General features: G+C 68.6%; 22 protein-coding genes. 15 read left to right on the forward strand and 7 right to left on the reverse strand.

Annotated features, from left to right (window positions below):
* From OP79_RS41295 to OP79_RS41305, 3 genes are all read left to right on the forward strand, one after another.
* A partial coding sequence (locus tag OP79_RS41295; RefSeq protein WP_033328210.1) for a sulfate ABC transporter substrate-binding protein occupies positions 1–388 on the forward strand: 388 nt, incomplete at its 5' end.
* 47 nt (positions 389–435) lie between these two features.
* A complete protein-coding gene (locus OP79_RS41300) occupies positions 436–1,233 on the forward strand; it encodes an ABC transporter ATP-binding protein (RefSeq protein ID WP_033328249.1) in 798 nt (265 codons plus the stop codon).
* Positions 1,220–2,146, forward strand: a complete 927-nt coding sequence (locus OP79_RS41305) for an ABC transporter permease (protein ID WP_033328211.1) — start codon at positions 1,220–1,222, stop codon at positions 2,144–2,146. Before OP79_RS41300 ends, OP79_RS41305 begins: the two co-directional genes overlap by 14 nt.
* A gap of 284 nt (positions 2,147–2,430) precedes the next feature.
* Here OP79_RS41305 and OP79_RS41310 read toward each other — a convergent pair whose 3' ends face one another.
* On the reverse strand, positions 2,431–3,078 hold the full coding sequence (locus OP79_RS41310; RefSeq protein WP_051745422.1) for a hypothetical protein: 648 nt from the start codon (positions 3,076–3,078) through the stop codon (positions 2,431–2,433).
* A 145-nt stretch (positions 3,079–3,223) separates the two neighbouring features.
* Between OP79_RS41310 and OP79_RS52745 the strand changes: the two genes are divergently transcribed.
* Both OP79_RS52745 and OP79_RS41320 read left to right on the forward strand, forming a co-directional pair.
* Entirely contained in the window at positions 3,224–3,796 is a 573-nt protein-coding gene (locus OP79_RS52745; RefSeq protein ID WP_033328212.1) for a TetR-like C-terminal domain-containing protein, read from the forward strand.
* Positions 3,797–4,322: 526 nt separating this feature from the next.
* Entirely contained in the window at positions 4,323–5,684 is a 1,362-nt protein-coding gene (locus OP79_RS41320; RefSeq protein ID WP_078492345.1) for an FAD-binding oxidoreductase, read from the forward strand.
* A gap of 65 nt (positions 5,685–5,749) precedes the next feature.
* Here the strand turns inward: OP79_RS41320 and OP79_RS41325 are convergent, their stop codons facing one another.
* A complete protein-coding gene (locus OP79_RS41325; RefSeq protein WP_245685626.1) occupies positions 5,750–7,366 on the reverse strand; it encodes an MDR family MFS transporter in 1,617 nt (538 codons plus the stop codon).
* A 274-nt stretch (positions 7,367–7,640) separates the two neighbouring features.
* Between OP79_RS41325 and OP79_RS41330 the strand changes: the two genes are divergently transcribed.
* Complete coding sequence (locus OP79_RS41330) at positions 7,641–8,396, forward strand: SDR family NAD(P)-dependent oxidoreductase (RefSeq protein WP_245685627.1); 756 nt, start codon at positions 7,641–7,643, stop codon at positions 8,394–8,396.
* A gap of 46 nt (positions 8,397–8,442) precedes the next feature.
* Here OP79_RS41330 and OP79_RS41335 read toward each other — a convergent pair whose 3' ends face one another.
* The gene (locus tag OP79_RS41335) at positions 8,443–9,264 is read right to left on the reverse strand and encodes an IclR family transcriptional regulator (RefSeq protein ID WP_033328214.1); all 822 of its coding nucleotides are present in this window, start codon (positions 9,262–9,264) and stop codon (positions 8,443–8,445) included.
* A 119-nt stretch (positions 9,265–9,383) separates the two neighbouring features.
* On the opposite strand from OP79_RS41335, the gene OP79_RS41340 reads away from it, so the two are divergent.
* The 5 genes from OP79_RS41340 (at position 9,384) to OP79_RS41360 (ending at position 13,994) form a co-directional block, all read left to right on the forward strand.
* A complete protein-coding gene (locus tag OP79_RS41340) occupies positions 9,384–9,998 on the forward strand; it encodes a carboxymuconolactone decarboxylase family protein (RefSeq protein WP_033328215.1) in 615 nt (204 codons plus the stop codon).
* 83 nt (positions 9,999–10,081) lie between these two features.
* Positions 10,082–10,954, forward strand: coding sequence for a fumarylacetoacetate hydrolase family protein (locus OP79_RS41345; protein ID WP_033328216.1), 873 nt, complete (start codon positions 10,082–10,084; stop codon positions 10,952–10,954).
* The gene (locus OP79_RS41350; RefSeq protein WP_033328217.1) at positions 10,951–11,793 is read left to right on the forward strand and encodes a fumarylacetoacetate hydrolase family protein; all 843 of its coding nucleotides are present in this window, start codon (positions 10,951–10,953) and stop codon (positions 11,791–11,793) included. Before OP79_RS41345 ends, OP79_RS41350 begins: the two co-directional genes overlap by 4 nt.
* A gap of 102 nt (positions 11,794–11,895) precedes the next feature.
* Positions 11,896–12,696: an SDR family NAD(P)-dependent oxidoreductase gene (locus OP79_RS41355; RefSeq protein WP_211270964.1), complete on the forward strand. Its 801-nt coding sequence runs from the start codon at positions 11,896–11,898 to the stop codon at positions 12,694–12,696.
* A 104-nt stretch (positions 12,697–12,800) separates the two neighbouring features.
* Entirely contained in the window at positions 12,801–13,994 is a 1,194-nt protein-coding gene (locus OP79_RS41360) for a cytochrome P450 (RefSeq protein ID WP_211270965.1), read from the forward strand.
* 57 nt (positions 13,995–14,051) lie between these two features.
* Here OP79_RS41360 and OP79_RS41365 read toward each other — a convergent pair whose 3' ends face one another.
* A complete protein-coding gene (locus tag OP79_RS41365; protein WP_033328261.1) occupies positions 14,052–15,275 on the reverse strand; it encodes an RNA-guided endonuclease InsQ/TnpB family protein in 1,224 nt (407 codons plus the stop codon).
* A 25-nt stretch (positions 15,276–15,300) separates the two neighbouring features.
* Between OP79_RS41365 and tnpA the strand changes: the two genes are divergently transcribed.
* Positions 15,301–15,717: an IS200/IS605 family transposase gene (tnpA, locus tag OP79_RS41370; RefSeq protein ID WP_033328219.1), complete on the forward strand. Its 417-nt coding sequence runs from the start codon at positions 15,301–15,303 to the stop codon at positions 15,715–15,717.
* Between the two features lie 264 nt (positions 15,718–15,981).
* Here the strand turns inward: tnpA and OP79_RS41375 are convergent, their stop codons facing one another.
* The 3 genes from OP79_RS41375 to OP79_RS41385 form a co-directional block, all read right to left on the reverse strand.
* Positions 15,982–16,734 (reverse strand): dienelactone hydrolase family protein, encoded by a 753-nt coding sequence (locus OP79_RS41375; RefSeq protein WP_033328220.1) that lies wholly within the window; start codon positions 16,732–16,734, stop codon positions 15,982–15,984.
* Positions 16,735–16,900: 166 nt separating this feature from the next.
* On the reverse strand, positions 16,901–18,034 hold the full coding sequence (locus tag OP79_RS41380; RefSeq protein WP_342669581.1) for an alpha-hydroxy acid oxidase: 1,134 nt from the start codon (positions 18,032–18,034) through the stop codon (positions 16,901–16,903).
* A gap of 225 nt (positions 18,035–18,259) precedes the next feature.
* Positions 18,260–18,682, reverse strand: a complete 423-nt coding sequence (locus OP79_RS41385; protein WP_033328223.1) for a GlcG/HbpS family heme-binding protein — start codon at positions 18,680–18,682, stop codon at positions 18,260–18,262.
* 561 nt (positions 18,683–19,243) lie between these two features.
* Between OP79_RS41385 and OP79_RS41390 the strand changes: the two genes are divergently transcribed.
* From OP79_RS41390 to OP79_RS41400, 3 genes are all read left to right on the forward strand, one after another.
* Entirely contained in the window at positions 19,244–19,438 is a 195-nt protein-coding gene (locus OP79_RS41390; protein ID WP_033328224.1) for a ferredoxin, read from the forward strand.
* Positions 19,435–20,577, forward strand: coding sequence for an NAD(P)/FAD-dependent oxidoreductase (locus OP79_RS41395; protein WP_033328226.1), 1,143 nt, complete (start codon positions 19,435–19,437; stop codon positions 20,575–20,577). Before OP79_RS41390 ends, OP79_RS41395 begins: the two co-directional genes overlap by 4 nt.
* A 118-nt stretch (positions 20,578–20,695) precedes the next feature.
* A complete protein-coding gene (locus tag OP79_RS41400) occupies positions 20,696–21,454 on the forward strand; it encodes an IclR family transcriptional regulator (RefSeq protein WP_078492346.1) in 759 nt (252 codons plus the stop codon).
* Positions 21,455–21,560 lie beyond the last annotated feature (106 nt).

Raw genomic sequence — 21,560 nt, forward strand, 5'->3', positions numbered from 1 at the left:
GAAGTTCGTGATCACGAACATCATCGTGTCGCAGAAGTTCCTCAAGGAGCACCCGGACGTCGTCGAGGCCGTACTGCGCGGCTCGGTGAAGACCAACGCCTGGATCAACGCCAACCCGGAGAAGGCGAAGGCCTCCGCCAACGAGGCGCTGAAGGAGGAGTCCGGCAAGGCCCTGCCCGCCGAGGTCATCGACCCGGCCTGGAAGTCCATCACCTTCCTCGACGACCCGCTGGCCGCCACCCTCAACACCGAGGCGGAGCACGCGGTGAAGGCCAGTCTGCTGGAGAAGCCCGATCTGAAGGGCATCTACGATCTCGCACCGCTCAACAAGGTCCTCAAGGCCGAGGGCAAGGACGAGGTCGACGATGCCGGTCTCGGTGCCGAGTAACGAGTAACTGACAACCACACCCGATGAGTTCCCAGGAGGTGACGACCATGGCCACCACGTTCGCCAAGGCTGCCGAGGACGCCACGGCGGTGACGTACGCCGCCCGTATCGAGCATGTCTCGAAGTCCTTCCCCGCGCCGGGCACGCCCGGCGGACAGCAGCTCGTGCTGGACGACATCACGCTCGATGTCGCACCGGGCGAGTTCGTCACCCTCCTGGGGGCCTCCGGCTGCGGCAAGTCCACCCTGCTCAACCTGGTCGCGGGCCTTGACCTGCCGTCCGCCGGCTCGATCGGCACGGAAGGCCGACCCGCCCTGCTGTTCCAGGAGCACGCACTGTTCCCGTGGCTGACCGCGGGCAAGAACATCGAGCTCGCCCTGAAGCTGCGCGGGGTCGCGAAGCCGGGGCGCCGGCAGGAGACGGAACGGCTGCTGGAACTCGTACGGCTGCAGGGCGCGTACGGCAAGCGGGTGCACGAACTGTCGGGCGGTATGCGGCAGCGGGTGGCCCTGGCCCGTGCGCTGGCCCAGGACAGCCGGCTGCTGCTGATGGACGAGCCGTTCGCGGCGCTGGACGCGATCACGCGGGACGTACTGCACGACGAGCTGACCCGCATCTGGCGCGAGACGGGACTGTCCGTGCTGTTCGTGACGCACAACGTGCGGGAGGCGGTGCGGCTGGCACAGCGGGTGGTGCTGCTGTCCTCGCGGCCGGGGCGGATCGCCCGGGAGTGGAAGGTCGGCATCCCGCAGCCGCGCCGCATCGAGGACAGCGCGGTGGCCGAGCTGGCCGCCGACATCACCGAAGAACTACGCAGGGAGATCCGCCGCCATGGCCAGCACTGACACCGGCGCCGACAGCAAGAAGGACGGCTCTCCGGCAGCCGGGGAGCCCCAGGACTCACACGATCTGGCGGGACTGGAGGCCGGGCTCGACGCGCTGGACACGGTGCAGGTCGGCCGTACGCCACTGCGCGAGACCCTGATACGCAAGGTGCTGCCGCCGGTCACCGCGGTCGCGCTGGTGCTGGTGGTCTGGCAGATGCTGGTGTGGGCGGCGGTCGTCGACAGCTACAAGCTGCCGTCGCCGTCCGCGGTGTGGGACGAGGTGACCGCCGCCTGGCTGCAGGGCACGCTTCTCGACTACATCTGGACCAGCGTCTCGCGCGGTCTGCTCGGCTTCCTGATGGCGCTCGCCATCGGTACGCCGCTCGGCCTGTTGGTCGCCCGGGTGAGATTCGTCCGGGCGGCCATCGGCCCCATCCTGTCCGGTCTGCAGTCGCTGCCGTCGGTGGCCTGGGTTCCGCCCGCCGTACTCTGGCTGGGCCTGAACGACTCGATGATGTACGCCGTGATCCTGCTCGGTGCGGTCCCGTCCATCGCCAACGGCCTCGTCGCCGGCATCGACCAGATCCCGCCGCTGTTCCTGCGGGCCGGGCGGACGCTGGGCGCGACAGGGCTGCTCGAGGCCTGGCACATCGTGATGCCCGGGGCTCTCCCCGGCTATCTGGCGGGGCTGAAGCAGGGCTGGGCGTTCTCCTGGCGTTCGCTGATGGCCGCCGAGATCATCGCCTCCTCGCCCGATCTGGGCGTCGGTCTCGGCCAGTTGCTGGAGAACGGGCGGACCAATGCCAGCATGTCGCAGGTGTTCCTGGCCATCTTCCTGATCCTGCTGGTCGGTATCGCCATCGATCTGCTGATCTTCAGCCCGCTCGAGCGGCGGGTGCTGCGCAGCCGGGGCCTGCTGGTCACCCGCTGAGCGAAGGGATCGCTCGCGGTCGACACGGGAGGCGCGTCCCACTCCGCCGCACACACGCACACCCGGCGCATGACACCGGCTCCGAAGGTGGGCGCGTTCATGTCGGTGACGCAGTTGTCGTACAGGGTCGCCCGGCGGATGTTCGTCTCGGCCCCGTACTCGCCCGTACTCGCCTTGTTCCTGCCGGTGGGACTCGCCGACGACGGCGGTTCCGTATCCGACGCGGCACTCGAAGTGGGAGCGGACCTGGGTTGGTCCGCTCCCACCTTGCGGGGCAGGGGGTGTTACCCCGCGTCTGTGGCGGAGGCTGCGGGCGGGGCGGGCTGCTTCTGCCCGCGGGCGCCGTCCTCGGTCTTCCGCTCGGCGGCCTTGCGCTCGCGCTCAGCGCGCTTGCGGTCGCGATCGTCCTTCGCCTCTTGCTTCCTGATCTGGTCGGCCGCCTTCTCCATCGCCTTCAGTTCAGTCCGTACGGAGTCGGCGGGGCGGCGTTCGAGGGCCGCGTCGTAGCGCATGGCCAGCAGGTTCATGGCATCGGTGTCGGCCTCCTTGACCCCGGCAAGGATGACGGTGCCGCCCGGCGGGACGTGCGGTGTGAAGGCGCCGACGGCCCCGGTCGCCTCGGTGACCCGCTTGTAGTCGTGGCCTCCGCCGATCAGCGCGCCGATGCCCCAGCCCATCAGCACACCGAGGGGGCCGCCGAGGATGCCGACCAGTGAGCCGACCAGCCCGCCGACCGCGGTGTTGCGTCCGGCTTCGGTGTCCAGGCCCTCGGGGAAGCGGACGGTGCCGTCCTCCAAGCGCTCGATCAGTACGGCGCCACGGACCTCGGTCGTGGCGGAGGAGAGGTGCTTCAACTCGCTGAGCGCCTGGTAGGCGGTGGCGCGGTCGGCGAAACGGAGGGCGATTGCGTTCTCGGTCATGGTCACGGACATGGGTCTCTCCTCGGAGCCTCAAAGACGGTTGTGCCTGACGGTGTCCGATGCTGCGGGTCCCGCACCATCTGTGAGACAGTATGTATCAGATAGAGGTTATGAGTCAACCTGTCTCACAGACTGCCTGGAACGGAGAACTGCCGCCATGCCCCGCACCCACGACGACCCCCGCGCCCTCCGCAGCCGCGCCGCCGCCCTGGCCGCCGCCGCCGAACTCCTCGTCGAAGGAGGACCCGGACACATCACCCACGCCGCCGTCGCCGAACGGGCCAAGGTGGGCCGGGCCACCGTCTACCGGCACTGGCCCGACCTGCAGTCCCTCCTCCTGGACACCCTCACCTCCGCCGCATACCCGATCCTCACCCTGGACGACGGTCCATTCCGCGACCAGTTGGTGGCACACCTGCAGCAGCAGGCCGACTGGCTCAACCAGCCCATCGCCGCCACCGTCATCGAACGCGGCGAGCGGGACCCAGACGTACGACGCCTGCGCGACGAGATGTTCGGCCGCGCCGACGAGAAGCTGGCCGACCGGCTCGCCGCCGCCGTCGCCCGCGGTGAACTGCGCGCCGGCGTCGAAGAACACACCCGCGACCTGGTCTGCCGGATTCTCGGCCCCCTGCTGTTCCAGCGGTGCATGCTCGGCACACACCTGGACACGGACGCCGTGGCCAACGTGGTCGACGCCGCCCTCGCACCCTGGCAGCCCAACGCATGACAACCGCAGACAGTCCGATACGGAACGGTTCGAACGGCAGCCGACCGGCACACAGACTCCTCGCGGACGCGAAACCTCCATGAGATGACGGGCGGCGCTGCGGGCGGGTGCCGACGTCGGCTGCCCCGGTCTGTGCGGGACTCCGTTTCAATCAACGAAAGGTGCCGTTCCTCCCCGCGCCGGGGCCACGCAACATTACGCCCGGACCGGCCTCCGCAGCCGATCCGCGCAGAGCCGCCGCACGGACAGGGAGGACGCCATGTCCAGCGAAGACAAGACCGCCGGGGCGAGCCCGAAGCCTCGCACCGCCCCTATCCACCGCACGGCCGACCGCGGGACGGAGGCGCGCCCTACTGGATCAGCACCAGTGACATCGCGCTCGGCGACGCCGCGATCCTGGCCGGCGTTCGCGTGCTGGTGAGTTTCGGCCGCCGGGTGAGGCGCTCACCTGACTCGATTCGGCTCTCCTTGATCACCCCCGCCAGTGCCTGAGCGCCCGGCATCTGTCACATCGAAAGGAAGAGCCGTGCCATTGGAGAGAAAGCTGGAGCGGAAGCTGTTGTGGTCCGGTGACGAGGGCTACGAGCAGGCTCGTCGCCATGCTGTATGGAACGGCCGTAAGCCCGCGCGACGCCCGGCCGGAATCGTGCTGGCCGAGGACGCCGACGACGTCGCGGTGGCCGTTCGGCTGGCCAAGGAGCGGGGGCTCCAGGTCTCCGTGCGCGCGGGCGGGCACAGCACTTCAGCCGCCGGTTTGCGAGAGGGCGCGCTCCTCGTCGACGTATCACGCCTTGCGAGCATGGACATCGATCCTCTGGCCAGGACCGCGGTCGTCGGACCCGGAGTTCTCGGTCAGGACCTCGATATGGCGCTGGACCCGCTGAAGCTGTTCTTTCCCCACGGCCACTGCTCCTCGGTGGCGGTGGGGGGATTCCTTCTGGGCGGGGGTCTGGGATGGAACTGGCGTGCCTACGGGCCCGGGTGTGTCCTGGTCCGGGCCGTGGATGTGGTCACGGCGGACGGCGAGGCGGTCCGGGCCGATGAGTCGCAGAACAGCGATCTCTACTGGGCGGCCCGAGGGGCGGGCCCCGGGTTCTTCGGCGTCGTGACCGCCTTCCACCTGGAGCTGCGGCCAAGGCCGGCCGTGATCAAAGCCACCGCGCACAACTACCCGCTCGCGATGCGTGGTGAGATCCTCGGCTGGCTGCACGGGATCCGTCACGAGATGTCACCGATCGTGGATCCGTCCCTCTGCGTCACCCAACACGTGGCCCGCTCCCCGGACGGACCGACGATGTTGCTGGGTCTGTTCGCCTTCGCCGACTCCGAGCGTGAGGCCGAGGAGGCGCTCGCGCCCTTCACGAACGCGCCCCTGCGGGAGAAGGCGCTCTGGCGCATCGACCCCGCCGTGGTCGGGGGCATGCAGGACCTCACGGGCGTGGACGACCTGTACCCGGCGGGTCTTCGGTACAGCCACGACAACATCATGTCGAACGCGTCGGCATCCGCCCTGGTGCCGGCCCTCGAGGCGGCTCTCACCTCGCTCCCCACCCCGCGGTCACACGTCAACTGGCTGAACCTGGCCGGCAGCCCGGAACTGCCGGACATGGCTTTCTCCCTGCTCGGGGACACCATGGTCGAGCTGGTCACGGTCTGGGACGATCCGAGCCAGGACGCGGACATGCATGCGTGGGTCATCGACCATGCCCGGCAGCTGGAACCGGTGACCATGGGAAACCAGATGAGCGCCGACTCCATGGCGTCCCGCGGCTTGGGACCGGACGCCTATTTCGCCGCCGACGCACTGTCCCGTCTCGAGGCCCTCCGTGACCGTTGGGATCCGGACCGCCGCTTCGTGTCGTTCCTGCTCGGCCGAGACACCCTCTGACACTCCCCCTGCCTCGTACGGTGAGGGCGGGCCCGCCCGGCCCGCCCTCACAGCTTTCATGCGGCTCAGTGCCCTGTCGGCGCCGGCACCTCAGCGTTGTCCGGCCCTGTCTCACCGGGCTGGGCAGCCGATGTCGTGTCGGGGCCGGGGTCCGTTTCGTCGGCGAGCTTCTTCTCCGGGAGGAGGAAGGCGAGTACGAGGCCGAGGGCGAACACCGGGACCAGGTAGCCGAAGACCGGTGTCAGGGCGTGCTGGTAGGCCAGGATCACCGCGTCCTGGACCTTGTCCGGGAGGGAGTGGACCAGGGCCGGGGTGAGCGAGTGGGTGTCACCCACGGCCCTGGCGGCGTCGGCGGAGAGGCGGTCGCCGAGCTGGTCGATGAGACGGTGGGTGAACAGCGAGCCGACGGCCGCGGTGCCGAGGGTGGAGCCGATCTCGCGGAAGAAGTTGTTGGCGGAGGTCGCGGTGCCCACGTCGGAGCCGGGGAAGTCGTTCTGCACGGCCAGGACCAGGGGCTGCATCGTCCCGCCGAGACCGGCGCCCAGCAGGAACACGTAGAGGCCGACCAGCACGAGCGAGGTCTCGGTGTCCAGGGTGGACATCAGCAGCGCGGCGAGGCACACGAGGACCGTGCCGACGATCGGGAAGATCTTGTAGCGGCCGGTGCTGCTCATCAGCCGTCCGGACGGGAGGGAGGTGGCCATCATGCCGACGACCATGGGAATGAGCAGCAGCCCGGACTCGGTGGCGCTGAGGCCGTAGACCATCTGCAGGTACGTGGGCAGGTAGCCGAGGATCGCGAACATGCCGATGCCGACGACCAGGAGCCCGATCAGGGTGGCGATGTTGAAGATCCGGCTGCGGAACAGCCACAGCGGGATGATCGGCTCCGTGGCACGGCTCTGGGAGAAGAAGAAGACCACCCAGGCCAGCAGGCCACCGACGGCCATGCCGATGATGAGCGGATCGGACCAGGAGTACTCCGTGCCGCCCCAGGTGGTCACGAGCACCGTGCAGGTCACCGCAGACGCCATGAGGGCGAAGCCGAGATAGTCGAAGGCGACCTCGGCGGCTCTGCGCGGCAGGCGCAGGGCGAACGCGCCGACGGCGAGGGCCAGGACTCCGACCGGCAGGTTGATCCAGAAGGACCAGCGCCAGCCGATGCTGTCGGTGAACCAGCCTCCGAGCAGCGGTCCGGCGACGGCGGAGAGGCCGAAGACCGCACCGATCGGGGCCATGTATCTCGCGCGCTGCCGCGGTGGCACGAGGTCGGCGATGATCGCCTGCGAGGTGATCATCAGTCCGCCACCGCCCAGCCCCTGCACGGCCCGGCCGATGATCAGCCAGGTCATGTCCTGCGCCGCGCCCGCGACCACGGAACCGACGAGGAAGACGCCGATGCCGCCGAGGAACAGGGACTTGTGGCCGATCAGGTCGCCGAGTCGGCCGTAGACGGGCATCGCGATGGTGGCCGCGAGGATGTACGCGGTGGTCACCCATGCCATGTGGTTCACGCCGTGCAGCTCGCCGACGATGGTCGGCAGCGCGGTGCTGACGATCGTCTGGTCCAGGGACGAGAGCAGCATCGCTGCCATGAGAGCGGCGAATACGAGACCGAAGTGGCGAGGAGTACCGGAGGAGTTGTGTTCCTCCGCCTCCACTGCCGGGGGCGAGTCGCTCAAGGGGGGGCTCCTGAGATGGATGAGTGGGGGCAAGGGAGCAGGTGGCAACCGCCTCGGCGAGCGACTTGCAGGAGTAGGCAGCCCCTGCACGCACTCCCAAGGATTTTCACTGCATAAAAGTGACTTTTTCAACTGGCAGCAAACGAAAGCACTGCGACCGGGTGACGGTCAAGTTCCGGGCATGACAGGCGTGATGGACATCGTGTCGCCGCACGGCTTATCGTCATACTGTAAAAGTTACTTTTACTGCACGAAAGTCATGGAGGAGTGCGCCATGGGTTGGTTGGGACTGGAGGGCCGCCGGGCGCTCGTCATGGGGGCAGGCGGCCTGGGTGCAGCCTGCGCCCGGGGGCTCGCGGAGGCCGGGGCGCACCTGGCCGTCGTGGACGTGGACGAGGCGAAGCTCAAGGCTCTGCGGGACGATCCGGCGCTCGCCGACGCCGATGTACGCGTGATTCCGGCCGATGTCACGACCTCGGCGGCGTGCGAGGAAACCGTCCGGGCGGCGGCAGATGAACTCGGCGGGCTGGACGTGCTGGTGCACGCGGTGGGAACCAACGACCGCCGGGCGGTGGTCGACACACCGGACGAGGTGTGGGAACGGATCCTCACACTGAATCTGTCGAGCGCCTTCTATGCCGGGCGGGCGGCGGGACGTCTGATGCGCCGGGCAGGGCGCGGGAGCATGGTGTTCTTCTCCTCGGTCTCCTCCCGGCTCGCCCACCCGCACCATGCCCCGTACGCGGCGACCAAGGGCGGACTGGACCAGCTGGTGAAGGTGATGGCCCGGGAGTGGGCCGCCGACGGTGTGACCGTCAACGCGGTCGGCCCCGGCTACACGGAGACCGAACTGACTCGCGAGTACCTGGACAGGCCGGGGATGCGCGAGGAGATGGTCAGCCTGGTCCCGGCCGGGCGTCTGGGCACCCCGCAGGATGTGGTCGGCGCGGTGCTGTTCCTCGCCTCGGCGCAGGCGTCATTCATCACGGGGCAGGTGCTGTATGTGGACGGCGGCCGCACGCTCGTCTGAGTCAGGAGCCGGCCGGACGGGACGGCACCGCAGGCCGCCTCGTCCGTCAGCTTCCGCCGAGCAGCCGCGTGATCTCCTGGCATACGTTCAGCAGGCGCGGGCGCAGTTCGTCGAGCAGGCGGGTGACGGGGTACCCCATCGCGGGCACCGCCACATTGGCCGCGGCCACCACCGAGCCGGACGCGTCGCGCACGGGCGCGGCCACCGAGCGCAGCCCGTAGGCGAGCTCCTCGTCCTGCACCGCCCAGCCCCGCTCGCGGATGTTCGCCAGCGCCGGCCGCAGCTCGGCCAACGACCGGATCGCGTTCGGGCCGGTCGCCCCGGCGAAGGACTCTTCCGTCAGGCGCTGCTTCAGCTCGGCATCGTCCAGGCTGCTCAGCAGCACCTTTCCGATGGACGTGCCGACTGCCGGAAGCCGCGAGCCCACCTGGATGTTCGCGGTCACCAGGTCGTTGTTGCGCAGCCGGATCAGGTACAGCACCTGGTCGCCGGACAGGGTGCCCAGGTTTACCGTCTGGCCCGTCGCCGCGGCGAGCCGGCGCAGCGGCCCGTCGGCGAGTTCCACCACGTCCATGCCGCGCAACGCCGCGAAGCCCAGCGTGAGCACTTTGGGGGCCGGACGGTAGGAGCCGTCCGGCAGCTGCTCCAGGAACCCCTCGGTCACCAGGGTGGCGGCCATCCGGAAGGCGGTCGGCAACGGCACGCCGGCCCTGGCGGCCATGTCTGTCAGCTTCATCGACGACCGCTGTTCGGAGAACTGCCCGAGCAACCGCAGCCCTTTGGCCAGCGCCTCGACCTGGTAGCTGCGTTTGGACGCCGCGGAGCCGTCGGCGGGCAGGGGGCTGGTCGGCTTTTCACGCGGCGGCACCAAGAGTCTCGCTTTCGGTCTGCTGGGCACGGTGAGCACTACGACGGAACACGGTCACTTTCATTGTATGGAAGCCAGCATCAGACCATCCGCCATGGGGCGACGACAAGGAGGACGGAATGGGAGTGCGACTGGGCGGGCTGCTGCCCGGTGAACTGGACGAGGAGCAGGCCGAGGTCTACCGGGCCGTCACCGGCGGCGCCCGCGCCTTGGGGCCGCAGGCGTTCCCACTGACCGACCAGGAGGGGCGGCTGCGCGGCCCCTTCAACGCCATGCTGCTGAGCCCGCCGGTGGGTCTGGCGACGCAGGCCCTCGGCACGGCTGTGCGCTACAGCTCCTCGCTGAGCGATCGCGTGCGGGAAATGGCGATCCTCGCCGTGGCCGCCCACTGGGACAGCGCCTTCGAGCGGGAAGCTCACGAAGCCGTCGGCCGCACCAGCGGTGGCCTGACCGAATCGGAGATGGCCGCACTGCGCGCCGGCCGGGTGCCGGAGCTCGCCGAGCCGGCCGAGCGCACTGCCCTGCGGGCGACGACAGCACTGCTGCGGCACGGCACATTGAACGACGACGAGTACGCCGACGCCGTGGCCGCGGTCGGAGAGCGAGGCGTGTTCGAGCTGACGACGCTGGTGGGCTACTACTCGATGCTCGCCCTCCAGCTGCGCGTCTTTCTGGGCGAGGGCAGCGCGTCCAGTCCCGATGACCGCGGGCCTCAGCCCCCGGCAACGCCTTGACAGTCCACGATGACCCTTCAATACTCAACTCAAAGTTCACACAGTGAATATCGCTTTCACTCTTCGAAAGAAAGCAGAGAACCATGAAGCTGATCACCTTCGACGACGGGCGGGTCGGCAGGCTGGAACTCGAGGAACGGCTCGTGCTGCCACTCGAAGTCCGCAGCACCCGGGAGTACTTCGAGCGCGACGGCAAGGTCCTGGAGACCGGTGAGCGGCTGCTGCTGGACGACGTGAAGCTGCGCGCGCCGCTCGTACCGAAGAAGTTCTTCCATACATCCGGCAACTTCCGTGAGCACGAGGACGAGTCGAAGAACGTCGACTGGTCGCACCCCATGCACAAAGGCATCGTCTTCTTCCAGAACGTCGACGCGATCGTCGGTCCCGACGAACCCGTCATCTACCCCGAACACCTCACCAGCGAGCTGGACTACGAGCTGGAGATCGCCGTCGTCATCGGCAAGCCGGGCAAGTTCTTCGGAGTGGACGACGCGCCCGACCACATCGCCGGATACGTCGTCTTCAACGACATCACCGCCCGCGACATCCAGCGCCGCGAGATGGCATCCGGGGTCTTCTCCTTCTGCAAGGCCATCGACACCTTCTGCCCCGTCGGCCCGTACATCGTCACCGCCGACGAGATCCCCGACCCGCAGAACCTCGACATGGAACTGCGCGTCAACGGCGTGGTCCGGCAGAAGTCCAACACCAACCGCATGTCGGTCTCCATCCCGCACCTGGTCGCCTACCACTCCCCGCAGGGCTACAGCGCGGGCGACCTCATCACCACCGGAACCATCCAGGGCGTGGCCGGCTTCAGCGGCGACCCGGACATGTACCTCAAGCCCGGCGACGTCGTCGAGGCCGAGGTCGAGCGCCTCGGCGTCCTGCGCACGCCCATCGTCAGCTGGCAGGAGGGGCACGGAACCCCCGTACCCGAGAAGGTGGACTGGTGAGGCTCGGCGTCCTCGACGGCCACACCGTCGTGGTCAGCGGCGACCGGGCCGCGAACGTCCGCTGGGCCTCACTGGGCAGACTGCCCACCGACCCGATGGCACTGCTGGAGGACTGGCCACGCCTACGCGACTGGGCGGCCGGGTTGCCCGAGGACGCGTACGACATCCCGGTCGACCCCACCGCGCTCGGCGCACCGGTACCCCGCCCCCGCCAGGTGTTCGCCGTGGCCCTCAACTACCCACCGCACGCCGCGGAAGCCGGCTTCACTCCGCCCGAGGAACCGCTCGTCTTCACCAAGTTCCCGGCCTGCGTCACCGGCCCGCACACCAGCGTCGCCCTCCCCCGGGGCAAGGTCGACTGGGAGGTCGAACTCGTCGCGGTGATCGGGCGCGAGACGTACCGGGTGAGCGAGGACCGCGCCTGGAAGGCGGTGGCCGCCCTGGCCGTGGGTCAGGACCTCTCCGAACGCGTCACCCAACTCCAGGGAAAACCAGCCCAGTTCAGCCTGGGCAAGTCCTTCCCCGGCTTCGGCCCCATCGGCCCCGTCCTGGTCACCCCCGACGAACTCGACGACCCCGACGACCTGGAGATCACCGGACTGCTGAACGGCGAGATCGTCCAGCAGGACCGCACGAAGTCCATGATCTTCCCGGTGCCGGAGCTCATCGCCCGGCTGTCGGCCGTGCTGCCGCTCTTCCCCGGCGACCTGGTCTTCACCGGCACCCCGGCGGGCGTCGGCAACCGCATGAACCCGCCGCGCTACCTCACCGACGGCGACGTACTCGTCAGCCGCGTCGAGGGCATCGGCGAGATCCGACAGCACTTCACCGGCCCTTGACCCACCCAGCCGTCTGAGGGCTAGGGCCGCGACAGCCCGCCGGTTGTCTCCGTCACCCCTGCCCCCGGAACCCGCGTCCGACCATCGCAGACAAGGACCCGCATGTCCGACCACACCCCGCCCCCCGTGCCCATCCCCCGCCGTTTCGAGGGCCGCACCGTCCTGGTCACCGGCGCCGGCACCGGCTACGGCGCCGAGATCGCCGTCCGCGCCGCCCAGGAGGGCGCCCGCGTCGCCGTCCACTACCGCAACTCCGCCGCCGGTGCCGAGAAGACCGTCGCCCGCATCAAGGAAGCGGGCAGCGAGGCGTTCACCGTGCAGGCCGACATCGCCGTCCACACCGACGTCATCCGCATGGCCGAGGAGGTCTTCATCCAGTTCGGCGGCCTCGACGTGCTGGTCAACAACGTCGGTGACGTGGCGGGCGACCAGATGTCCTGGCGGGACCTGACCGAGGAGTCCATCGACCACGTACTCGCCGTGGACATCAAGGGAACCATGCTCTGCACGCACGAGTTCGGGGCCCGGATGCTGGACCAGGGCCACGGCGCGATCGTCAACATCGGCTCCACCGTCATCGTGCGCGGCAGCGCGCGAGCCCCGCAGTACGCCGCCGCGAAGTACGGCATCCTCGGCATCACCAAGTCCTACGCCCAGGCCTTCGCCCCCGTCGTACGGGTCAACACCTTCGCACCCGGTTTCATCGAGACCGAGACGCTCCTGGGCCGGGCGGACTGGAAGTCCGGCCGCCGCGAAGACATGATCGCCAAGACCCCGATGGGCCGCATCCCCGGCCCGGCCGAACTCGCGGGCACCGCCCTCTTCCTCGCCACCGACGACGCCGCCCACATGACCGGCGTCTACCTCAACGCCGACGGCGGCTTCAACATGATCGGCGCCTGAGGAGAGCACCGGCCACGGCCGGTCAACCGTGCTGCCGGGCGGCCCGAACGAGGCTTCGCACACGAACGGATGCGGTTTCACCGCGATGAATGAGGGAGTCAAGGATGACTACGGCCGCTACTCCGATATCCGATGTGGACATCTTCGCCGACGATGTTCTGACCGATCCCTACGCCGCCTACGCGGTGTTGCGGGAGACGGGCGCCGCCGTGTACCTGGAGCGCTACGACTGCTGGGCCCTGCCCCGGTACGAGCACGTACGGGCGGCGCTGCGCGACCACGAACGGTTCTCCTCCGTGGACAGCGTGGGCTATGAGCCGTCGCTGAACGAACGCCGCCGGGGTGGTGTGCTGGCGACGGACCCGCCGGAGCACGAGGTGCTGCGCGCGGTGCTGTCGGAGAGCCTGGCACCGCGTGCGTTGGCGGGCCTGCGAGACGGCATAGCCCGGCGTGCCACTGAGCTGGTCGAGTCAGTGGTCGCCCGCGGTTCATTCGACGTCGTGAGTGATCTGGCGCGCGTGTTCCCGCTGACAGTGGTGGCGGATCTGATCGGGATGCCCCTGCGCGCGCGGGACGAGGTGCTCGTGTTCGCCGACGCGTTCTTCAACACCTTCGGCCCCCTCAACGAGCGGACGACGGCGTCGGTGCAGGTCTCCGACCGGCTGCTCGAGGAGCTCATCTCGATGATGAACCGCGACAACCTCGCGCCGGGTGGCTGGGGCGAGGCGCTGTATCAGGCGGCCGACCGGGGCGTGATCGAGGAGCACCAGGTGGGACGGCTGTTGCGCGCGTACCTGGTGGCGAGCATGGACACGACGATCAACGCGATCAGCAGTGCTTTGTGGTTGTTCGCCGAGCATCCGGCCGCGTGGACGACCCTGCGCTCCGACCGGACGTTGCTCCGTTCCGCTTTCGAGGAGGTCGTGCGTTTTGAATCACCGGTGCAGGTGTTCTTCCGCCGCACGACGCGGCCGGTCGAGATCGACGGCGTCACGATCCCGCCGCAGGCTCAGGTGGCGATGTTGTTCGGTTCGGCCAACCGGGATCCGCGCAAGTGGCCGGAGCCGGACAAGTTCGACGTGGGCCGGGCGCCGATGGACCACGTCGGGTTCGGCTCCGGCGTGCACGCCTGTGCCGGCCAGGGACTGGCACGGGTGGAGGGCAACGCGATCCTGTCGGCGCTGCTGGATCACGTAGAGGCGATCCACCTGGCCGGCCCTCCACGGCGGCACCTCAACAACGTCATCCGGGGTCTGGAAAGCCTCCCGGTCACCGTGACGACGGGAGCACTCAGTTGACTTGCTCCTCGGGCTGAAGCCCGAGGATTCTGGCCTTCTCCGCCGGTTGCTGTGCCGCTACGCGGCGCAGTTTCCGGTGGGGAATCCGTGGCTTCCTGTTTCTTCGCGCTGTGCCGGGATTGCTCCTGGTCTTACCGGCGCTCCGCAGGCCGATACCGCCAGTCCGGCGGCCGTCTTCACGTTGATCGCGGCATTGGTGTCCCGGTCGTGGACGGTGCCGCAGGCGGTACAGGTCCATTCCCGGACGCTCAGGGATTTGGGTCCGTCCTTGACGCCGCAGGCGGAGCAGGTCTGGGAGGTCGGTGTGAACCGGCCGATCGTGACCAGGGTGCGGCCGTACCGTTCCGCCTTGTACTGGAGCATGTTGAGGAACGATGACCATCCGGCGTCGTGCACGGACTTGCCCAGCTTCGTGCGGGCCAGTCCCGCCACCGACAGGTCTTCCACGGCGATCCCTTGGTTCTCGGAGATCAGCTTCGTGGAGAGCTGGTGGTGGAACTCACGGCGTGCGTCAGCGACTTCGGCGTGGGCGCGGGCGACCTTGAGGCGGGCCTTGGCCCGGTTCTTTGATCCCTTCTGCTTGCGGGACAGTTCCTTGTGGGCCTTCTTCAGCTTCTTCTCCGCGCGCCGCAAAAAGCGCGGGGAGTCGATCTTCGTGCCGTCGGAGAGGACCGCGAAGTGGGTCAGGCCGAGATCGATGCCGATGGTGCGGTCGCTCTGCGGCATCCGGGCCGCGTCGGCGGCGGGGTCGGTGTCGAGGACAAAGGAGGCGAAGTACCGTCCGGCCGCGTCCTTGATGACGGTGACCGAGGTGGGGGTGACCGGCAGCGTGCGGGACCATGTCACCTTCACCGGACCGATCTTCGGCAGGTTCAGCCGGCCGTTGTCGGTGAGGTGCCAGCGGGCGTTGGCGGTGAACCGGATCGACTGCCGCGTGTCCTTGCGGGACTTCAACCGTGGTGCTCCCACCTTCGGTCTCTTGCGCATGCCCTGGAGGGAGGCGAAGAAGTTGCGGTACGCCATCTCGGCGTCCCGCAGGGACTGCTGGAGCACCACTGCGGAGACCTCGCCGAGCCAGGACCGCTCGGCTGTCCGCTTCGCCTCGGTGATCAGCTTCCTCGACAGCTGACCGGCCGTCGGGAACGGCTGCTCGGCCTTTCGGGCGTCTTCACGAGCACGCACCGCGTCGTTGAACACGACGCGGGCGCACCCGAACGCCTTCGCCAACGTCGTCTGCTGGCCGGGGTCCGGGTACAACCTGAAGGCGTACCGGAGCTGCATGGCGGCCACGATACATACTTGGGTTATGGGTGAGATGCAGAAGATCAGAACTGGTCGGCACTGTACTTTCGTGATGCACGTCCACTTGGTCTTCGTGACCAAGTTCCGGCACAGAGTGTTCACCGATGCCCACTTGAGGCGCATGGAGGAGATCATGCGATCCGTGTGTACGGACTTCGAGTGCGACCTGGTGGAATTCAACGGCGAGGACAACCACGTCCACCTGCTGGTGAACTTCCCGCCCAAGGTCGCCGTGACCAAGCTGGTCAACTCCCTCAAGGGCGTCTCCTCCCGCCGCCTGCGCCAGGAGTTTCCCGACCTGGTACACCACTACTGGCAGGCCAACAAGCTCTGGTCCGGCTCCTACTTCGCCGGCACCGTCGGCGGCGCCCCGCTCTCCGTGGTCAGGCAGTACATCGAACAGCAGAACCGGCCGGCATGAGCACCACCCGGCTCTGCCGGGACAAGCCCTCACCAAGAACCGCGCCGCAGGCGAAGAACCGCGAAGTCCTGCGCCACCGGACCCGAGACCGCGACGCTCCGCGTCGCCCCTGTCAGATTCGCTCCACCACCGGCCTGAAGGCCGATGCACTACGAATGAATTTCGGTAGCAGTGGTCGGGGAAGCGCCTGCTGCGCCGGTGACCGAGCCCCCTTCCGCGGATTCGCGGAAGGGGGCTCGGTCACCGGCGATCGTAGATGTCCTGTCAGACGAGGGTGGTGGCCCGGATGAACGCGATGACCTGGGGCCAGGACAGGTCGGTGGCCGCCTTGTTGACCGGGTTGTGATGCTGTGCGCGGGCGGTGAAGCCGTGCCCGGCTCCGGGGTAGACATGCGCGATGCTCGGCCCGGTGGTCCGCGAGTTCAGAGCGGTCTGCAGCCGATGAAAGCTCTCCACCGACACGACCTCGTCCGCGCCTGGATAAAGGATCATGGCAGGCGCGGCGATCCGGGCGGTGAACTCGGTGGCATCCAGGGTGTGGTTCGGTGCCGGGGTGTCTCGCACGGTGGGGTGGTAGGCGACCACGTTCGCCATCCGGCTGTCCCGTCCACCGAGCAGCAGCGCGAACCGGCCGCCTATGCACCAGCCGATCACACCGACCCGTCGGCAACCCAGCTCGCCAAACATGTGGTCGAGCAGTCGGTCCATCTCGGTCAGGCTGGACTCGTCATCCAGCTCCGACGCCCACTGGAACTGGTTCTCCATCTGTGACGGGTCGTCGCTGCCGGGCCGACCGCGCCAGATGTCCCAGGACAGCGCGTTGACTCCAGCGGCGGCCAGGCCGTCGGCGAGCTCGCGCAACTGCGGCGAGATCCCGGTGATCGACGGCAACAGCAACATTCCGCCTGTGGAGGCCTCCCGCGGGCGGGACAGATACGCGTTCAGCCCGGCCACGGTGACGTCCTCACCAGCACACGGGACATCGGCGGTGACGGGGGTACTGATCTCGTTGGCCATACTTTCACTACTCTCTACCGAGCTTGATGAACAGTTGTCAGTCGGAGTGGGGCGCACTCAGAATCCGAAGGCGGGCGCAGTCGCTACGCGGGCGGCACTGCGGGAGAGGCACAAAGGTCCGGCTCGGCCGGCAGCCCTCACGCGCCTGGCGCGCTCGCCCCCGTGGTCAGGACAAGCGGATCGAGACGTGCTCCGGGCGTAGTTCGGTGACGCTGTTGACCCCGAGCAGTGCCATGGTCTGGACGACCTCACGCGACAGGATCTCCACGGCACGAGCGACCCCACGCTGACCGCCGGCCATCAGGCCGTAGAGGAAGGCACGACCCACCAGCGCGGCGTTGGCACCCAGCGCCAGGGCGGCCACGATGTCAGCACCGGTCGTCATACCGGTGTCGACCAGGATTTCCGCCCGCCCGTCCAGCTTCTCGCGCACGGCCGGGACCAACTCGACGGGTACGGGGGCGCGGTCCAACTGCCGCCCGCCGTGGCTGGAGAGCACGATGCCGTCCGCGCCGGCGTCAACCACTCGCTGGGCATCGGACACCGACTGGATGCCCTTGACCACGAGACTGCCCTGCCAGTGGCCGCGGAGCCATTCGAGGTCGGCCACCGTGATCGCGGGATCGAAGACGCGGTCGATCTGGTCGGCGATCGTGCCCTCGGAGGTCGCCAGGTTGGCGAAGGTGAGTGGCTCGGTGGTCAGCAGGTCGAACCAGTAGCGGGGGTGAAGGGCTCCGTTGACGAAGGTGCGCAACGTGAGTTGCTGGGGCACGGTGAGCCCGTTGTGTACGTCGCGCAGCCGAGTCCCGGCGACCGGGGTGTCCACGGTGAGGATCAACGTGTCGTACCCGGCCGCGGCCGCACGGTCGACCAGTTCCTTGGCCGAGCTGCGATCACGCCACAGAAACAGCTGGAACCACTTCCGCGCCTGAGGGCCGGCCGTCGCGGTGTCCTCGATCGTGGTACTGCCCATCGTGGAGAGGGCGTAGGGAATCCCGGCCTGCTCGGCGACGGCGACGACCGCTCGTTCCCCTCCGGTGTGCATCATGCGCGTGAGGCCGGTGGGAGCGAACGCGAAAGGCTGAGCGGACGGCTTGCCGAGGATCACCGTTTCAGCACTCACATGGGAGACGTCGCGGAGCACCGACGGATGGAACTCCAGGCGCTGGAAGGTCTCACGAGCTCGACGCAGCGCGAGCTCCCCCGCCCCGGCCCCTCCGTCGGCGAAATCGAAGACCGCCCTGGGCGCCCGTCGTCGTGCCAGAGCGCGAAGGTCGGCGATGGAAGCCGCTCGCGCCAATCGCCGCTCCACGCCGTTGAGTTGGATCGGAGCGGGGCGCAACAGCTCACGAAGCTCAGCTGGGCGTGGCAGCCGACGGTGCACCTTGGCGGTCAATGCGATTCATCCCTTCCATCACCATGTCCAGAGCACATCACGTGCCATGCCCTGGCCAGAGGACCTCCTCGGGGCACTAGGGCCACGAGGAGGTCCTTGATCACCCTCTTGTCCGCCTGCGGTCATCCCTCAATTCAGCAGGTCAGCGATGCTCTTCAGCGCCGCTCCCGCGATGCGGGCGTCCACACCCCCGTGGGCCCCGCCCACTCCCAGGCCGCCGATGACTTCGCCGTCGCCCGTGATGATCGGGAATCCCCCCGGCACCGGGTGCAGCTGAGGATCGACCAGATGTACCGGATTCGCTGCCATGACCGGGCTCGCGGCCACCTCGGCGAATTCGGCGGTCGTGATGCCCATGACCGCGGCCGTGTAAGCCTTCAGGCGCGACGTCGAGACCGCGATCGGTCCGGCGCCGTCGTCAGCGAGCACGACCTTCGTGATACCGCTGCGGTTGACCACGGTGACGCTGATTCGCTCTCCTTCGGCACGCGCCGCGTCAAGGGCCGCCTCGGCGGCTCGGCTGGCGATCTCGTAGCTCAGCGGTTCCCTCATGTCGTTCCCTTTTCCATGCGTGTGGCCGGCCTCACGACCGGTTCTGTCAGCTGAAGAGTGGTCAGGCCGCACGCCACTGAGCACCGGTGGTGACGGCGGCGTTGTCGTTGGGCGGCCAGAGGTGGCAGGGACATCTATGCGCCGCCCGGGCCGGCCTCTATCGGCGACTGTGTTCCCGTTCAGGGCGACGTTCCTCGGTCGTCACGCTCTCTCAGAGGACGACGCACCGAGGACTCGGCGCCGTCAGACGGGGGTCATCGACCGCCCCGTCTCCGCAACGCGAACAACGTAGCACCGCGACTCGCCTCACTGAACAGCCCTGACAAACTTTTGTCGAAGGTATTAATCAAAGCGACATCTGGGTGCTACGTTGCGGCTTCAGCAGAGGTCGGGCGGCCGCCGAGGCCAGAAATCCACGATGCCGCCCGACGAAAGGCAACGTCATGAAGGCTTCCCCGAGTCAGGGACGTTGCCCTCGTCTCCGGTCTGATCGAGCGGTTCTTCCCTCGAAGCCTGCACGGAGAGCCCTCGCATGCCTGACATTCACGGAAGGACAGTGAGATGACCCGGATCGTGGTCGACTTCGAGCGCTGCGAGGGCCACGGGCTGTGTGAACAGACCGCGCCCGAGGTGTTCCGGCTCGACGACGAGGGCGAGTTGCACCTGACGCGTGACGAGGTGGACGCGGAGTACGAAAGTGTCGTCGCGGCCGCCGTTCGGGTGTGTCCCGTCGCGGCGTTGAAGGTGCAGCCGTGAAACGGATCGTCGTGGTCGGTGGGTCCATCGCCGCGGTCACGGCGGCGCAGAGCCTGCGTACCGAGGGCTACGACGGCCAGGTGACCGTGCTCTCCGAGGAGCCTCATCCGCCCTACTCGCGCGTTCCACTCTCAAAAGGCGTGCTGGCAGGCCGGGAGTCCGTGGAGTCGGCTCTGCTGCCGCTCCCGAGCGAGGACATCGAGTTCCGTACCGGAGCACGGGCCGTGCGGCTCGACACGAGCGGCCGTCTGGTGACAACGGCCGACGGCACCGACATCCCGTACGACGGGCTGGTGATCGCCACCGGTGCCCGGGCACGCCGCCTCACCGGCGACAGCGACCTGGTGGTGCGCACCCTGGACGACGCCTCGACCCTCGCCACCCGGCTGGCCGCGGCCCACAGCGCGATCGTGCTGGGCGGTGGCTTCCTCGGCATGGAGGTCGCCGGGACCTGCCGTGCCCTCGGCCTGGAGGTCACCGTCATCGACCTCTTACCACCGCTGCTCAGGCTGCTCGGGCCGTGGGTGGCCGATCTCGCCGTCGCGGCCGCCCGTGACCACGGCATACGGGTCCGGGTCGAGCCGGACGGCGTCGAAGTGCTCGACGAACACCGCGTGCGCTGCGGGGAGTCGGTCCTGACGGCCGACGTGATCGTCTGCGCGGCCGGTGATGTGCCCAACACCGACTGGTTGGAGGACTCCGGCCTGCCCCTGGACGCGGGCGGCGGTCTCGTCGCCGACGCGTGCTGCCGCGTCGCTCCCGGCATCGTCGCCGCCGGAGACGTCGTGTCCCGCCAGGGGCGCCGAACTCCCCACTGGACCAACGCCGTTGAGCAGGGGCGTACGGCCGCGGCAAGCCTGCTGCACGGCGAGTCGGCGCACCCGTACCGACCTGACCCCTACTTCTGGACCGAGCAGTCCGGACTCGACATCAAGATCAGCGGCGAACTCCCGCTCACCGGAACCCCCGAAGTCCTCGCCGGATCGGTGGACGACCGCAGTGCGCTGCTGAGATGGCACCGCGAGGGGGGCACGGCCACCGCCGTGGCCGTCAATCACCGACTCCCCGTCATCAAACTCAAGCGCCTCGGCGCCGGAGTACCGACACCAGTCCCGGCCCGTACGAGAGCCCGTACGTAAGGACGTGACCATGACTCACCCGCGCCTTGCCCTCTACGATCCGCTCACCCCCGCCCGCCAGGCCGATCATCGGCGCCTCGACCTTCGAGCGGCCCTCTGAGACGGCGACGGCGGAATCATGCCAACCTCGAATGAGCCGGGCCGCAGCAGCACAAACCGTGTCTTCGCGATTCTGCACGCCTGCCGGCGCAGCCCCACCCCGATGACGCTCACCGAAATCTCACGCCGGTCGGGGATCCCGGTGGCGACCGCCTACCGACTGTCACGGGAGCTGATAGCCGAGGGCGCCCTGGAGCGGAACGACGACGGCAGCCTCCAGATCGGGATCGGGCTGTGGGAACTGGGCTCCGCCGCACCGCGACAGCGTGGCCTCCGCCGCGCGGCACGCCCGGTCATGCAGTCGCTGGCGGGCCATACCCGCACGGTCGTTCACTTGGCCGTCGCCGGCCATCACGAGGCCGTGTGCGTCGACAAGGTCGCCGGGCCCCGGGCGGTCGCGAATATAGCGGAGGTGGCCGGCAGCCTCCCGCTGCATGCGACCGGCGTGGGAAAGGTGATCCTGGCCTACTCGGACGACCCGGACGTCTGCGCCGTCCTGCAGTGCACGTCGCTGCGCCGGTACACGGCACGGACCATCGCCGGTCCCGGCCGGCTGGCAGCCGAGCTGGCCGGGGTGCGGGATGCGCAGGTCGGTTACTCGCGGGGTGAGCTGACGGTCGGAACGACATCGGTCGCCGCGCCTGTCTTCGACGCCGAGGGCCGGTTCGTCGCGGCACTCGGCGTTCTGGCACCGGAAGCGGAGCAGGTGGACCGGCTGGCACCCGAGGTCCGCAGAGCCGCGGATGCCATCTCACGGCGCCTTCCCGCCAACGCCTGACGTTCCTTTAGGTCTGGATTTCGATGATCGAAAGGCTCGCTGGCGTCAGTCGGCGAGCCCGGTCAAAAGTGGCTCCGTGACAAGGATTAGGCGCTGTACCGCGGCA

It is taken from the genome of Streptomyces yerevanensis (assembly GCF_000716805.1).
In the GTDB taxonomy this organism is placed as follows: domain Bacteria; phylum Actinomycetota; class Actinomycetes; order Streptomycetales; family Streptomycetaceae; genus Streptomyces; species Streptomyces flaveus.